Origin of the sequence: Bacillus sp. REN3, from assembly GCF_017912555.1 — a bacterium.
Lineage (GTDB): Bacteria > Bacillota > Bacilli > Bacillales > Cytobacillaceae > Mesobacillus.
The window spans coordinates 122,111-136,770 of the sequence record NZ_JAERSD010000004.1 but is presented as its reverse complement, the minus strand read 5'-3'; the positions used below and the strand labels follow the sequence as shown (position 1 = coordinate 136,770).

The following is a 14,660-nucleotide window of genomic DNA, read 5'->3' as shown; positions in this document are numbered from 1 at the left end:
GGATTTCACTCATTTAGGTTCCAAATTGTTTATTGAGGACTTTCAACTCTTCTGTCAGCGATAAAAATAATGGCTGATCCCGGTCATCTATTGCCTTATCAATCTTTGCCATCAGTTTTTCCTTTTTTGTATTTAGCTGGATCTCAGAGATCAGCATATCCACATACAGGTCCAGAACAAATGATTCCTTAGCTTTTATCCGTTTCATCACAGTAGATTTCATCATTTCGGAATATGATTTCTCTTTCATTGACCTCACCTCTTAGACCTTTTTTTTATTATATGGAGGAAACTCCAGAGAATCAACTAAATTTTTATAATTTTTAGATAACTAATTCAAATAAGGAAAATGTGACTAAAATTAGAATTTTTTGTGTTACTGGGTATGCGCTTACAAATTATGATAAAATAGGGTATACGGTATTTTAGGAGATGAAGGAATGATAGAAATCCAAAAGAATTTAGTAGAAGAATATGAAATAAATCCTTTTACCATGATCATCCTTCCGGAAGAGTATGGAAGCCGGACTTATTCGAGGGTGATTGAATTGGAGACGGAATATCTGTCGCCTTTTAAGCCGATTGAGATTGTAAAAAAAAGCTGCCGTTATTTTGGATCCAGTTACGAAGGAAGAAAAGAGGGGACGAAGCAACTGACCGGGATCACCCATAAAGTCCCGATCATCATCGACCCCATGAGCTCCATTTATTTCCTGCCTACAAGCTCACCTACAAAACCGGGCTGCATTTGGGTGTCGCATGAACATGTATTGTTCCATAAACGGGTGGACTCCCAGAGCACAAAGGTTACCTTCAGGAACAAAAAGTCAATCATCCTCCCTGTTTCCCATCATTCATTTGAAAACCAGCTCCTGCGGACATCCATGCTCAGGACCAAGTTCATGCAGCGCATGAAAGAGACCGAACGAAAGGCGTTATACTTGCTTCATGGACGTAAATTCGCCGAATCCCAGGATTACCATCACGCAGGAATGGTAAGTGAAGTTTTTAAAGACTTATAAAAAACAAGACTGTATGTATTGATAGCGATTTCGGGGAACTCGAGGTCAGGTCGGGTTCCCCTTCAATTTTTTCCGGCAGGGGCCCCAATGGATTTATATCGCTTGAAAAGATAATATAGCATCAATTCCTGGACTTTGTTGCGGATCCGGGGATTGAAGTAATTGTGGTGTTCCTCATAGCCATGGTAGATGAAGAGGAACATCGTGAATGCCTCATCATGCCGCACCTGTTCAACCTTCAGGTCATTCCTCTTTAAATAGCTCTTCACTTTCGCGAGTTCCTTCTGGACGGCTTTCATTGTTTCTTCGATTAGTTCCAGGTATGGCTTTTTTAGTTTGAATGGACTGTTTTCCACAACAGAAAGATCCCGGTTAAGCACGGTCAGTACCATCGGCAAATAAATGGCCTGCTCCATTATATCGCGTTCGTGCTCAGGAATCCTTGTCATCTTGCTCTGCCCCTTTTCATCATTATAGAACGTTTGTTCGATACTATCGTACTGGAAAATGCGGCTGTTTTCAAGAGGGAAACAAATTTCCTCCTCATTATTTCCCATCCGCCTTTAAAAATGCGTTGAAAAATCGAGTAATGCAAGCAGGAAAAATATTTCTGTTGTCGAAATTTTTAGGATGATTATTACGCTCATGAATGGGAGGCTGGATAGATGGGAAAAAGAAGATTTATCAAACCAGAAGATTTATTCATGCTCAAATCGTTGACAGACCCGCAATATTCACCTGACGGCAGAAAATGTGTTTTTGTCGAAACTGGGATGCTGAAGAAAAAGAATGATTATTCCTCTAACCTATATATCATTGACCTGGAAAAAGAAGAAACGGCCAGACAATGGACATTTGGCGAATTCCGGAATCACTCGCCTAGATGGTCGCCGGATGGGTCAAAAATCGCGTTCGTATCGAACAGGACTGGCGACAACCAGGTATTTATCCTCGATGCTGAAGGAGGGGAGGCCAAGCAGGTTACCCATTTCAAGAATGGGGCAAGCGAGCCTCTCTGGTCGCCTGATGGAAAAAGGATTGCCTGCTCGGTATCGTTGAAGCCGGGCGAAGACCTGCTGGATGATGAGGATGGCAAGAAGGATGAGAAACGGCCAGAACCGCTGGTCGTGGAAGGGATGAAATATAAATCCGACGCTGCAGGTTTTTGGGATGGAAAGTACAAGCAGGCGGCCATCATCGGCCTTGAGGATAGCGAAGCCAGGCTGCTGATGAAAGGGGAGGCAGACTACCATCTGCAATGCTGGTCGCCTGATGGGAAAGCGATCGTGCTGTCTGCGGACGAAACGGCGGGCCGCGATTTCTCTTTCAAAAGTGATTTGCTGCTTGTGGAAGTGGAGACAGGGAAGGCAAAGACCTTGACGGAGGGAACCGGGTATTTCAGCAGCGCAGTCTTTTCCCCGGATGGCAAGTACCTGGGCTATACCGGACATGAAAGAGAGTTTGAGAATGCTACTATTTCCAAGCTTTGGATCAAAGAGATGGGTACAGGGTATGTTCAATGCATGACTGAGAATCTGGACATCTATGTCGGGGATGCAGTTGTTGCCGATTTCCAGCAAGGGGCGGACAGCCCTGGTCTTATATGGGGAGAGGATAGCAAAAGCTTTTACTTCCTTGCGACCGACCAGGGAAATACAGTCATTTATTTTGGGAATCTTTCAGGGGAAATCTATCCGGCGCTATTGGGTGAACAGCATGTGTACGGCTATACACTTGACAGGAGGAATCAAAGGATCATTGCAGCGGTCAGCAATGCGGTGCTGCCGGGTGAATTATTCCAGCTAGAAGTGACGACAGGGGAGAGCAAGCAGCTGACGAACGTGAATGACGCCTTCCTTGAATCGGTTTCCCTGTCAAAGCCTGAATCGATTTCTATTCCGGCCAGCGATGGAACAAGGCTTCACGGCTGGATCATGAAACCAGCAGGATATGAGGAAGGCAGAAAATATCCGCTTATCCTCGAAATTCATGGCGGGCCGCATGCCATGTATGCGAATACGTATTTCAATGAGTTCCAGGTCCTTGCTTCTGAAGGATATGCAGTGTTATACATCAATCCCCGGGGCAGCCATGGATATGGACAGCAATTTGTCGACGCAGTCCGGGGGGATTATGGCGGCAGAGACTATCAGGATGTGATGGATGCTGTTGATTTTGCTCTTGAGCAATATGATTTTATCGATAAGGATAGGCTTGGCGTGACGGGCGGCAGCTATGGCGGATTCATGACAAACTGGATCGTTGGCCATACTGATCGTTTCAAGGCAGCAGCAACCCAGCGGTCCATTTCGAATTGGATCAGCTTCTATGGTGTGAGTGATATTGGGTATTATTTCACGGAATGGCAAATAAAAGCGGATTTGAATGATCATGAAACACTGTGGAAGCATTCACCGCTTGCTTATGCGGATAAAATCGACACCCCATTGCTGATCCTCCATAGTGAAAAGGATTACCGCTGTCCGATCGAGCAGGCTGAGCAGATGTTCATAGCCTTGAAAAGGCAAGGAAAAACCGCGAAACTCATCCGTTTCCCGGAATCGAATCACGAGCTGTCCAGGAGCGGGAAACCGGATCTTCGTTTGAAGCGCCTAGAGTACCTTGCCGGCTGGTTTAATGAATATCTCAAATAAAAAGACAATGGCCCGCAGCAAAAAAATGCTGCGGGCTGCATGATTATTTTTTGAAAAATTCCTTTTAGGAGTTTAAGGTTATATAGAAAGAAGGAAAATAATATAGGTTGCTAACTCTTAAACTTGTAAGGAAGGAATTTTAACTATGAGATCTGAACGACACCATTATAAGAAGAAGAAGCTAAAAGTCAGATGGCGGAGAGTTTTCTTTGCGCTCTTCCTCCTCTTTGCGCTGATCGCGGCTGCTTATTCTTATTTTCAATATCGCGCCGGAGTGAAGGATTCGGAAAAACTGGTGGAACAAAACAAGCCGGAATATGAGTTCAATGGGGAAAAGGCTCCGAATGGAGCGACGAATGTCCTCCTCCTTGGAAGTGATGCAAGGGAGAATGGAGGCTCTCGGGCCGATACAATCATGATTGCCAGCTATGACCCGAAAAAAGGAACGTATAAAATTGCCTCCATCATGCGAGATACGTATGTTGACATCCCCGGTCATGGGATGAATAAAATCAATGCTGCATTGTCTCTTGGAGGGCCTGAACTGTTAAGGAAAACAATTAAGGAAAATTTCAATGTAGAGTTGGAATATTATTCAATTGTTGATTTCGAAGGGTTCGTCCGGCTGATTGATGAGGCTTTTCCAGAAGGAGTGGAGGTCAATGTCGAAAAAAGAATGTCGGAGAATATCGGGGTAACGATAGAGCCGGGAGTCCAAAAGCTGGATGGCAAGCATTTATTGGGATATGTCCGTTTCCGCCAGGATGCGGTAGGAGATTTCGGGCGAGTTGAACGCCAGCAGAATGTCATCAAAGAAGTGGGCAAGGAAATGGCCAGCATCCAGACTGTGCCAAAGCTGCCAAAGCTTATTGGAGTAGTAGCGCCGTATATCAACACAAATATGAACAGTATGGAAATCCTGTCGGTAGGGAAGGGCTTCCTGTCGAAAGAGAACAGGGATATCGAAACGTTGAGGATTCCGGTCGAAAATTCCTTTGCGGATGAAAGGGTTCCCGGTGTGGGAGCGGTCCTGGCAATTGACCTTGAGGAAAACAGGGAGGCATTGCAGAAATTTTTGGAAGAATAAGGCTTGAAAAGCTAGCCTTTAAATAAAATTTAGGTGTACATTATAAACAATGAGGTAAATAGGAAGAAAGAGTGATGGCAGAAGCCTGCTGAGGAGTAGGAATCCCCGGAATGTGTTTTTCGTGCGGTTTTTTGCCTGAAGCTTCTGGAGAAGGAGACTTCAATGGACCTTGAATCAATTAAAGCTTGGTTTACGATCGAAAATATAATGGACTTGCTGAGCGAGTATCGGTCATTCGGGCCGATTCCTGGAATCTTGCTGCCGATGCTTGAAGCATTCCTGCCGTTTTTGCCGCTGTTCTTATTTGTGATGGCTAATGCAAATGCTTTTGGCTTGTGGTTTGGCTTCCTTTTTTCATGGATAGGTGCAGTGGCGGGTGCTTTGCTCGTATTTTGGATTTTCCGCAAGTATGGACAGGCACGGGTGCTCCGGATTATCCATCGGCATCCGAAGGTCCAGAAAGGGATGAATTGGATCGAGCGGCGCGGCTTCGGGCCGCTCTTCCTGATTCTGTGCTTCCCATTTACGCCTTCCGCCCTCGTCAACATTGTCTCTGGATTATCAAATATTAGCATGGCTCAATACATGCTGGCAGTTGTAGCCGGAAAAATGGTGATGATTTTCACAATCAGTTTTGTTGGATATGACATTCGTTCCCTGGTTACAAATCCATCCAGGACGGCGGTCGTCCTGGTAATCATCGCTGTTCTATGGTATGTCGGCAAGCGGATAGAAGTGAAAATGAATATGAGTGTAAAAAAAGATGAGCATTGAGGCAGCTGGAGAATGGATGGTGACAAAATCTATGAGAGCTAGAATCAAGAAGGAAGGAATGGAATGGCTGCAGGCTTTTATTATTGGAATGGTGATATTCGCTTTCATCAGGATTTTCTTTTTTTCGAATTATGTCGTCGAAGGCGAATCGATGGAACCGACATTGGAGGAAGGCAATAAAGTAGTCGTCAATAAGCTTGGATACGATACAGGCGACCTGGAACGTTTCGATGTCATCGTTTTCCATGCCAATGAATCCGAGGACTTCGTCAAGCGAATCATAGGGCTTCCTGGAGATAAAATTGAATACCGCGAAGATCGGCTGTATGTCAACGGAGAAAAAGTATACGAGCCCTTTTTGGATCAACAGCACAGGGATGAAGACAGCAGAGGTTATCAAACGGGCGATTTTACGCTTAAGGATTTGACTGGGAAAGAAAGGGTGCCCGATGGGAAACTGTTTGTTCTTGGCGATAACCGGCTTGGAAGCTGGGATAGCAGGCAATTTGGCTTCATATCCGCTGACCAGGTAGTTGGGAAGGTCAATTTGCGTTATTGGCCGCTTGAGGAAATGGCAGTTTCCTTCTAAAGGCGGGAGCAGGCAATCCGCCTAACTTTATCTTTATGGTTTCGAATCAACATTTCCCTGAAGGAATGGATTTCAGTTAAATAAGCGTAAAAAAGAGAAGTTTGCTAAATCATTCTGTCTAAGGCATAGCTGACGAATTTTTAAGTTTCCGGCGAGTGTTTTCTAAAGGGATTAGCTGCCTTTTCTTTATTTCATGCGAAAATTCTATAACAAAAGCCCCCACCTAGCATGGGGGCTTTTGTTATATGCAAGGAAAACTTATTTTTTATTCCATAATTCATAATAATTAGAAAAAACAGAATTTTTTAATTTTTTAGAAGGAATTTTCCGAATAATTTAGAATTATATAGTTTGTAGGAAAAATGAATAATCATTCATTTTTCTAACAATCAAAGAAGGAGGCAAAGAATGGAAAATTTCACCACATCACTTTCGGCTTTAAAGGAAAGAAAGGGAACGTTGATAGCCCTAATTGCTGTTATCCTTGTTCCCCTAGTGTATGCGATGATCATCCTTACTGCTTCCTGGGGACCTTACGACAATCTCTCCAATCTCCCGGTGGCGGTTGTGAACGATGATGTCGGAGCGATGTCCGGGGGAGAAAGAATCAATGCGGGCGAGGACCTCGTCAAAACTCTCAAAGAAAGCAAATCTTTAGGTTTTGAGTTTGTAAGTGCAAAGGAAGCGCAGCAGGGCATTGAAGACATGTCCTACTATATGGTGATTGAAATCCCGGCTGATTTTTCAGAAAAGATCACGACCGTGCTTGATGCCGAACCAAAAGTCCCGGAAATCAATATCACGCAGAATGAAGGGCTTCATTTCATGGCAGCGCAGGTGACAGGAAAAGCGGCCGACCAGATTCGCGAGCAGCTTGGAAACAAAATTACCGAGACGTATGTAAAAAACATGTTCTCACAGCTTGAACAGGTCGCTGCGGGCTTCAAGGATGGGGCCGATGGGTCTAGGAAACTGAATGAAGGCTCAGTCAAATTGAGGGATGGCACCGGCCAGATCCTTGGATCGCTTGAAGAAAAATCAGGCGATATCACGAAGCTGGCAGAAGGCTCCACAAAGCTGAAAGCGGGGACTGGAGAACTTCTAGGCAACATTCAGGGCGGCACAAGCGGAGTCAATAAGCTTGCCGACGGCTCTAAAAAAGTGGCCGATGGTGTGGGGACAGCTTACCAGGGCGCCAAGGAGCTTTCAAAAGGCGCCAAGGACCTGGACCAAGGCATTACCCAGGTAGACGATGGAGCAAAGAAAATAGGGAGTGGGGCGGTTGCCGTGAATGAAGGCGCAACAGCCCTGAATAAAGGAGCCACAGGCCTTCATGAGGGCGCGCAAGGACTGAAGGCTGGAACGGGGCAGGTCCTTGGAGGGTTGAAATCCCTGCAGGCAAGTGTTGATGGAAAGCTTGCGCCCGGGAGCCGCGAGCTCGCTAAAGGTATGAATGAAGCGAATTCCAAAATCAGCGGACTCCTGGAGCCAGGTGCGCACCAGGTCGCTGATGGAATCGAGCAGTTAGCGAAGCATCCATTGCTTGGACCGATATTAGCAGCGGATAAGGATTTTCAAAGGCTGCGGCAGGGAAGCAAGGATTTAGCGGCTGGCATGACACTCCTGAAGGATGGAGCTGGCAAACTCAGTGCAGGTGCCAATGAGCTTGCTGCCGGGATTGACAAGGAAGGCGCCACCACCCCAACCCTTTCATCCGGCATCCAGCAGCTGGTCGCTGGTCAGACTGCGGTAGACACCGGGATGGGAACTTTGCTGAAAGGGTCTGAAGCGCTTCAGAAGGGGAGTTCAGATCTTGCGGCAGGCACAAACACTTTATCCAGAGGAGCGAGCGATCTCGCAAACGGGACAGACCGGCTGGCTGCAGGCTCAAGCCAATTGGCTGCTGGCAACAGCAAGCTTGCGAGCCGTCTTCCTGAGCTTGTAAGCGGTGCCAGCCAGGTCGCGGATGGAAATGGTTCCCTTAAAGGATCATGGACAAAGCTGACGGATGGAGCAAGGCAGATTGACAATGGGATGCTGCAGGTCAGCGAAGGAAATCAATCTGTTGCAACTGGCTGGGGCACTCTAACGGACGGTGTCCGCCAAGTGGACGGCGGAGTTGGACAGATTGAAGATGGGACAAAAGAACTGCAAACAGGGTTGGAAGGCGGTGCTGAAAAAGTGGGCGGCATCAAGGCAAACGACGAAAATATTGCCCAATTTGCCGCACCAGTTGAGTTGAAAAAGAACGTCTTAAATCGCTACCCAATGTACAGATATGCCAACGCTCCTTACATCCTTGCGCTTGCCTTGTTTGTTGGTGTGTTGATTATGACTGTCCTGTTCCAGATCAGGCAGCCGGAGGACAGCATGGTATCTGGGATCTCCTGGTATGGGAATGTGTTTGCCCGGATGGCAGGAGTGGCAGTGCTACAGGCTTTGGCTATGAGTATCTTCGTCCTGTTCTTCCTGGAGTTGACGGTGTATCATAGCATTTTGCTGGTCTTGTTTTCGGTGATCGCAAGTCTTTCCTTCCTGGCGATCGTATTTTTCCTGGTGGCTGCCGCAGGGAATATCGGCCGGCTACTTGCCCTGGCTTTCCTTGTATTGCAGCTTTCAACCACAGGTTCAAGCCTTCCGGTAGACATGCTGCCATCCGGCTTGCGCGCTTTAAGCCATTTCTTGCCGATGACCTATGCAATAGAAAGCTTCAGGTCGATTATATCCCTTAATAACGCTGGAGAAGGCTGGGCAAATATCATGGTTCTATGCATCTTCCTGATCATCGGGCTGGCCTTGACAGCAGCAGTGGCGATAGTGAAATCGAGAGGAATAGATTCTTCCCGAACCATCGAGACATAACCGAAAGACTCCAAGAGCACTTGCTTTTGGAGTCTTTTTAGCGAATCAAACAGCCGGTTACTGAATCGTCCCTTTTGGATGAAGAAAGATTGGAAGCAGCTTTCTTTTTCGTAGCTAAACTTCATTCTGCTGCCTGCTAACATCCCTGACATAGAATGCAAGCTTCTGAAAAATAGAGGGTTTTATAAAGAAATGTTGAATATGCTCAAGAAAAGATTTTAAAAACAGGAGGATGTTATCATGAGGTTAAAGGATAAAGTCGCCATTATCACTGGGGCCGCAAATGGGATTGGCCTGGCTGCTGCCAGGATTTTTGCCAGGGAAGGTGCAAAGGTTGCAATGGCGGACTTTGATGAGGCAGCCGGGAACGAGCAGGCCGCGGAATTATCCAGGGATGGCTGCGATACAGGATTTTTCCAGGTTGATGTCGCCGACAGGACAAGCGTGGACAAAATGGTGGAGAGTGTGCTTCGAAGATTTGGCAAGATCGATATTTTGGTGAACAATGCTGGAATTACGAGAGATGGAATGCTCCATAAGCTAACGGTCGAGGATTTTCAAAAAGTAGTCGATGTCAATCTGACAGGGGTTTTCAACTGCACGCAGGCTGTCCTTCCGTCATTGATCCAGCAGGGGGCTGGAAAAATCATCAACACATCGTCTGTATCAGGCTTGTACGGGAATATAGGGCAGACGAATTACGCCGCGGCCAAAGCTGGTGTAGTCGGGATGACCAAAACATGGGCAAAAGAGCTTGGCAGGAAGGGAATCAATGTAAATGCGGTTGCTCCCGGGTTCATCGAAACAGGCATGACTGCAAAGGTACCGGAACAATTGATTGAGCAGATGAAGGTGCTGGTTCCGCTTGGCAAGCTAGGCTTGCCGGAAGATATAGCCAATGCCTATCTGTACCTTGCTTCAGACGAATCGAATTATGTGAATGGAACCGTCCTCCATGTGGACGGAGGAATCATGATGTAATGGGAAAGCGCAGAATATGCGCTTTCTTTATTGTTTAGCCTTAAATGTCACATGCTTTTCCGGTTAAGGGTGCTCCGACACCTTATCGTGAATTTGAAATTTTTTTACCAATAACAATTAACCTAGATTTTTAAAAATAAATGCCATCTTCCTGGTTCAGAACAGGGCTTTCCCTCGCTTCTTGGTCTGCATGGAATGAAGCGCCTTTGTACCGCTGTCGGCGCATTTTAAAAGGTTAACTCTATGAGGAAAGTGGTAAATGATAATAAAAAAGAATGAGGTGTTTCAAATGGAAGAACAGAAAAGGAAGTATTACCTTAACATAGAAAGCGGAGAGGTCCTGGATGAACCAGCAGAGCCAGAGGGCCATTTTACTCTCTATGCCACAGGAGAGGAAATCAAGCATTTGCGAGAGTCCCTTGCGGAAAATTATCAAGCGGATCTGAAAACATTCGGCCGCGCCCATATACCATTCAAGGAATACCACAAAGATAAAGAGAATGTTGAATACGATAATACCATGAAGGAAATCTACGCGATGATTTACGAGTTGGGTGACCAGGAAGCGAAGAACCACGTCCTCAGCATGGGAATATTGGATGAAAGCAAGCTAAACAGATAGCGGAGGAACCGCGGCAACCGGCCGCGGTTTTTTGATGCGATAAGAAAGCGGGAAATTTGCATCGAGAAATGAACAGCTCCTGCGCCTGGGCAATCCTTATCCATTCCCTTGAATGTCCCGAAGAAGCGTTAATTTTGGGCAGCTCTAAGCCATACCCAAGCTGATCGAAGGAGCAAGTTTGCTCGGGCGGCTATAGCCGCCCTGCTCGCCAGGCTGCAAGGAAGCCTATTCAGGCACTGCAGCCTGGCTGAGAAACTGCCCTTGGCGATCCTTCTTATGCCTGACGGGATTGACCAGGGCGCTTGCGCTTTTGTAATGCCAAAAAATAACGAATGATGCCCTTACAAAACAGGCTGGAAAAAAGGTATAATGAAATTGGGCAGAACAATTGTTTGGTTTGGGTGCCGCGTGTGCAGCGCCTATTTTGTCCAATAAATCTATTATGCTATCATCGACATATAAAGATTCTTGACAGGAGAAAGGGGAAGTTCGATGTCCGTACGTATGGTATTGGGACGCTCGGGGAGCGGTAAGACGGAGCTGATCCTCCGTGAAATCAAGGACAGGCTCATCGCAGACCCAAAGGGTGCACCTGTTGTCTATCTGGTTCCGGAACAAATGTCGTTCCTTTCGGAATACAGGCTTGCGACCGACCCTGAAATTGGGGGGATGATCAGGGCGCAGGTGTACAGTTTCCCTCGGCTTGCCTGGAGGGTTCTCCAGGAAACAGGCGGATTCACGCGCCAGCACCTTGACAGTGTCGGAATCAGCATGATGATCCGCAAGATCATCGAGGATAAGAAGGACGAGCTGAAGATTTTCCAGCGCGCCGCAGACAAAAATGGATTCATCCAGCAAATGGAACAGATGCTGATAGAATTCAAGCGCTACGCCATCAAACCTGAAGAGCTTGCGGATAAAATCGCTGGCGGGGCGGAAAGCCACAAGGTATTGCAGGACAAACTCCATGACCTTGAGCTTGTCTATCGCCAATTCGAGGATGAACTGTACGGAAAGTATATCGATTCCGAAGATTATTTCAGGCTCCTTGCCGAAAAAATTCCAGTCTCTGAGTATTTAAAAGATGCAGAGGTTTATATAGATGGTTTCTATAGTTTCACGCCGCTTGAGCTGATGATCATTGATCAGCTGATCGCCTCGGCCAGGAGAGTGACGATCGCCTTGCCGGTCGACCGGAATTTCAAGGAAGAACTGCCGGATGAGTTGCATCTGTTCAGGCTGACGGGTGAAACGTGCAAGAATATTCACGAAATCATCAGGACAAAACGTTACGTATTGGAAGATGAAATTGTTGTGGAAGGGCAAAGGCGCTGGGAAGATGAGTCGCTGCGGCATCTTGAGAGGGAATTCGATTCCAGGCCGGCCAGCAGGTATCAAGGTGAAGCATCCATCCACATTTGCCAGGCGGCAAACAAAAGGGCTGAAATTGAAGGGATTGCCCGGAAAATCAGGTCCCTGGCAAGAGAAGAGGGTTACCGTTATCGTGATATTGCTGTCCTCATGCGGGGAAGCGAATACCGGGAAGTGCTGGAAACGATTTTTGGCGACTATGACCTTCCATATTTCATTGACCAAAAGAAGGATATGCTCCACCATCCGCTGGTCGAACTCATACGTTCAAGCCTGGAAACGGTGCTGGGCAACTGGCGTTATGAGCCGATTTTCAGGGCGGTGAAAACAGACCTGTTATTTCCGGCAGGAACAGATATCCATAAAATGCGTGAGCAAATGGATGTGCTGGAAAACTATGTCCTTGCCTATGGGATCCAGGGAGACAAATGGACAAAGAAACAGCGCTGGAAATACCGGAGGATCAGGGGGCTTGAATTTGACAATGCCGTCCAGACGGATGCAGAAAAAGAAATGGAGCAGGAACTTAACGAACTGCGGCTTTTGATTACCGCGCCGTTGCTGCGGATGGCCCGCCGCCTGAAAAGGGCGGATAGCGGCAGGAAGCTTGCGGAAGCAGTCTATCTTTTCATGGAGGAGCTTGATATACCAGCAAAGCTTGAAATCTGGAGAAGGGCTGCAGAAGAAGACGGCAGGCTTGTCGAGGCAAGGGAACATGAACAGGCCTGGGATGGGATCATTGACCTGTTGGATCAATTTGTTGAGATGCTTGGCGACTTCAATGTAGATCCGCGCAAATTTGTCACGATTCTAGATGCCGGCTTCGAATCTCTTAAGTTTTCATTGATTCCACCGGCGATTGACCAGGTCCTGGTAGCGGATGTCGAGAAAACAAGGCTGGCTGACACCAAAGTAGCATTCGTGATTGGCGTCAATGAAGGCGTGCTGCCGGCGAAGGTTTCGGAGGAAGGAATCTTCGGGGACGATGACAGGGAAATTTTACAGGAAAGAGGAATGAAGCTTGCGCCAGACAGCCGTACCAAGCTGCTGGATGAAAACTTCATTGCCTATAAGGCTTTTGTAACGCCATCAGAGCGCCTTTACATAAGCTATCCGATTGCCAATGAAGAAGGAAAGGCATTGATGCCTTCATCTTATATCAAAAGGATTGCCGACCTTTTCCCAGGACATCAGCAGCATTTCTTCCTTCCTGATCCATTTGAGCTTCCTGAGCGTCAGCAGCTTGAATATGTAGCTAGCGAAAACGTCGCCCTATCATACTTGACGGCCCAACTGCAGTTAAAGAAACGCAATTATCCTGTTTATGACTTTTGGTGGGATGTCTATAACCACTATATTGACAGTCATCGCTGGGCGGATACGGCCAGGAAAGTGCTCTCGAGCCTTTTTTACGAAAACAGGACCAAACGGCTGTCCGAATCCGTTGCCAAGGAATTGTATGGGGAACAACTCGAAGCGAGTGTCTCAAGGATGGAGCTTTTCAACAGCTGCCCGTTCTCCCATTATGCCCAGCACGGCCTCAGATTGAGGGACAGGCAGATTTTTCGGCTCGAGGCGCCTGATATCGGCGAGTTATTCCATGCGGCTTTGAAGGAAATCGCGGAAACGGTCATGGAGAACAACTTGAACTGGGCTAGCCTGACGAAGACCCAGGCGGAAGAGCTTGCTCGGGATGCCGTCCAGAAGCTGGCTCCAAGATTGCAAAACGAGATTTTGCTCAGCTCGAACAGGCACCATTACATCAAGCAGAAGCTGCAAAGCATCATTAGCAGGGCTTCACTCGTATTGAGCGAACATGCAAAGGTCAGCGGTTTCTCGCCTGTGGGCCTTGAACTTGGCTTTGGCCGCCAGGGAAAGCTTCCACCACTGTCGTTTTCACTGAAAAATGGCGCGAGGATGGAATTGATGGGCCGGATCGACCGCGTCGATAAAGCAGAGGATGACCATGGTGTGTATTTGCGGGTTGTTGATTACAAATCGAGCGTGAAGGACGTCAACTTGACAGAGGTGTATTATGGAGTCGCACTCCAGATGCTCACATACCTCGATATCATCATCACCCATTCGCCTCTACTGGTCGGGAGGCCAGCAGATCCTGCAGGTGTATTGTACTTCCATGTCCACAACCCGATCATCCAGGCTTCAAAAATGCTGACGATCGAAGAAATTGAGAAAGAAATCCTTAAACGATTTAAAATGAACGGATTGCTGCTGAACGATGAGCATGTGATCAGGATGATGGACCGAAGCATCGAAACAGGCAGCTCGCAAATCATCTCAGCGGGGTTCAAGAAGGATGGAAGCCTGCTGAAGAGCTCGAAAGTCGCAAGCAAGGAAGATTTCGAGAATCTAAGGCAGTTTGTACGCCATAAATATATTGAAACGGGCAATGGAATCATCAGTGGAATCGTCGATGTTTCACCATACAAGCTAAAGGAACGCGCACCGTGCACTTTCTGTTCCTTCAAACCTGTCTGCCAGTTTGACCAGGGAATGGAGTCGAATGATTTCCGCAAACTTCCTCCAATCAAGAAGGAAGACTTGCTCGAGGCGCTCCGCCAGGATGAGAATCTTAAATCCTCTTACGGATTTGCGAATAAATCTGGCAGATTGGAAGAGATCAAGAAACAAGACTTGCTGTCATCACTAGGAGAGGAGGATGAGGATCTTGGCTAAA

General features: G+C 47.1%; 11 protein-coding genes. 9 read left to right on the top strand and 2 right to left on the bottom strand.

Translation table 11 applies throughout. The annotated features are described in order from the left end of the window. Positions 1-13: 13 nt before the first annotated feature. Positions 14-250: an IDEAL domain-containing protein gene (locus tag JJQ88_RS05025; protein WP_210364640.1), complete on the bottom strand. Its 237-nt coding sequence runs from the start codon at positions 248-250 to the stop codon at positions 14-16. Between the two features lie 190 nt (positions 251-440). Here JJQ88_RS05025 and JJQ88_RS05020 point away from each other — a divergent pair, with 190 nt between their 5' ends. Further along, the gene (locus tag JJQ88_RS05020) at positions 441-1,022 is read left to right on the top strand and encodes a competence protein ComK (protein WP_210364639.1); all 582 of its coding nucleotides are present in this window, start codon (positions 441-443) and stop codon (positions 1,020-1,022) included. Between the two features lie 62 nt (positions 1,023-1,084). Here the strand turns inward: JJQ88_RS05020 and JJQ88_RS05015 are convergent, their stop codons facing one another. Next, positions 1,085-1,471, bottom strand: a complete 387-nt coding sequence (locus JJQ88_RS05015; RefSeq protein ID WP_210364791.1) for a YhjD family protein — start codon at positions 1,469-1,471, stop codon at positions 1,085-1,087. A gap of 216 nt (positions 1,472-1,687) precedes the next feature. Here JJQ88_RS05015 and JJQ88_RS05010 point away from each other — a divergent pair, with 216 nt between their 5' ends. From JJQ88_RS05010 to addB, 8 genes are all read left to right on the top strand, one after another. Next, complete coding sequence (locus JJQ88_RS05010; protein WP_210364638.1) at positions 1,688-3,676, top strand: S9 family peptidase; 1,989 nt, start codon at positions 1,688-1,690, stop codon at positions 3,674-3,676. 145 nt (positions 3,677-3,821) lie between these two features. Beyond that, positions 3,822-4,763 carry an LCP family protein gene (locus JJQ88_RS05005; RefSeq protein ID WP_210364637.1) on the top strand — a complete coding sequence of 314 codons (942 nt, stop codon included), beginning with the start codon at positions 3,822-3,824 and terminating at the stop codon, positions 4,761-4,763. Between the two features lie 162 nt (positions 4,764-4,925). After that, on the top strand, positions 4,926-5,537 hold the full coding sequence (locus JJQ88_RS05000) for a TVP38/TMEM64 family protein (RefSeq protein WP_210364636.1): 612 nt from the start codon (positions 4,926-4,928) through the stop codon (positions 5,535-5,537). A gap of 31 nt (positions 5,538-5,568) precedes the next feature. After that, positions 5,569-6,126, top strand: a complete 558-nt coding sequence (gene lepB / locus JJQ88_RS04995) for a signal peptidase I (protein ID WP_210364790.1) — start codon at positions 5,569-5,571, stop codon at positions 6,124-6,126. A gap of 408 nt (positions 6,127-6,534) precedes the next feature. After that, positions 6,535-8,988, top strand: a complete 2,454-nt coding sequence (locus tag JJQ88_RS04990) for a YhgE/Pip domain-containing protein (protein ID WP_210364635.1) — start codon at positions 6,535-6,537, stop codon at positions 8,986-8,988. A 240-nt stretch (positions 8,989-9,228) separates the two neighbouring features. Continuing rightward, positions 9,229-9,969, top strand: coding sequence for a 3-oxoacyl-ACP reductase FabG (gene fabG, locus JJQ88_RS04985; RefSeq protein ID WP_210364634.1), 741 nt, complete (start codon positions 9,229-9,231; stop codon positions 9,967-9,969). A gap of 289 nt (positions 9,970-10,258) precedes the next feature. Beyond that, a complete protein-coding gene (locus JJQ88_RS04980; protein WP_210364633.1) occupies positions 10,259-10,591 on the top strand; it encodes a hydrolase in 333 nt (110 codons plus the stop codon). A gap of 492 nt (positions 10,592-11,083) precedes the next feature. After that, the gene (addB, locus tag JJQ88_RS04975; RefSeq protein ID WP_210364632.1) at positions 11,084-14,659 is read left to right on the top strand and encodes a helicase-exonuclease AddAB subunit AddB; all 3,576 of its coding nucleotides are present in this window, start codon (positions 11,084-11,086) and stop codon (positions 14,657-14,659) included. The last annotated feature ends 1 nt before the right edge of the window (position 14,660 follow it).

Bases quoted from the DNA above. Each gene is read 5' to 3' on its own strand.
- lepB (WP_210364790.1), top strand. From the start codon at position 5,569: ATGAGAGCTAGAATCAAGAAGGAAGGAATGGAATGGCTGCAGGCTTTT.
- JJQ88_RS05015 (WP_210364791.1), bottom strand. From the start codon at position 1,471: ATGACAAGGATTCCTGAGCACGAACGCGATATAATGGAGCAGGCCATT.
- JJQ88_RS05000 (WP_210364636.1), top strand. From the start codon at position 4,926: ATGGACCTTGAATCAATTAAAGCTTGGTTTACGATCGAAAATATAATG.
- addB (WP_210364632.1), top strand. From the start codon at position 11,084: ATGTCCGTACGTATGGTATTGGGACGCTCGGGGAGCGGTAAGACGGAG.
- fabG (WP_210364634.1), top strand. From the start codon at position 9,229: ATGAGGTTAAAGGATAAAGTCGCCATTATCACTGGGGCCGCAAATGGG.
- JJQ88_RS05025 (WP_210364640.1), bottom strand. From the start codon at position 250: ATGAAAGAGAAATCATATTCCGAAATGATGAAATCTACTGTGATGAAA.
- JJQ88_RS04990 (WP_210364635.1), top strand. From the start codon at position 6,535: ATGGAAAATTTCACCACATCACTTTCGGCTTTAAAGGAAAGAAAGGGA.
- JJQ88_RS05020 (WP_210364639.1), top strand. From the start codon at position 441: ATGATAGAAATCCAAAAGAATTTAGTAGAAGAATATGAAATAAATCCT.
- JJQ88_RS04980 (WP_210364633.1), top strand. From the start codon at position 10,259: ATGGAAGAACAGAAAAGGAAGTATTACCTTAACATAGAAAGCGGAGAG.
- JJQ88_RS05010 (WP_210364638.1), top strand. From the start codon at position 1,688: ATGGGAAAAAGAAGATTTATCAAACCAGAAGATTTATTCATGCTCAAA.
- JJQ88_RS05005 (WP_210364637.1), top strand. From the start codon at position 3,822: ATGAGATCTGAACGACACCATTATAAGAAGAAGAAGCTAAAAGTCAGA.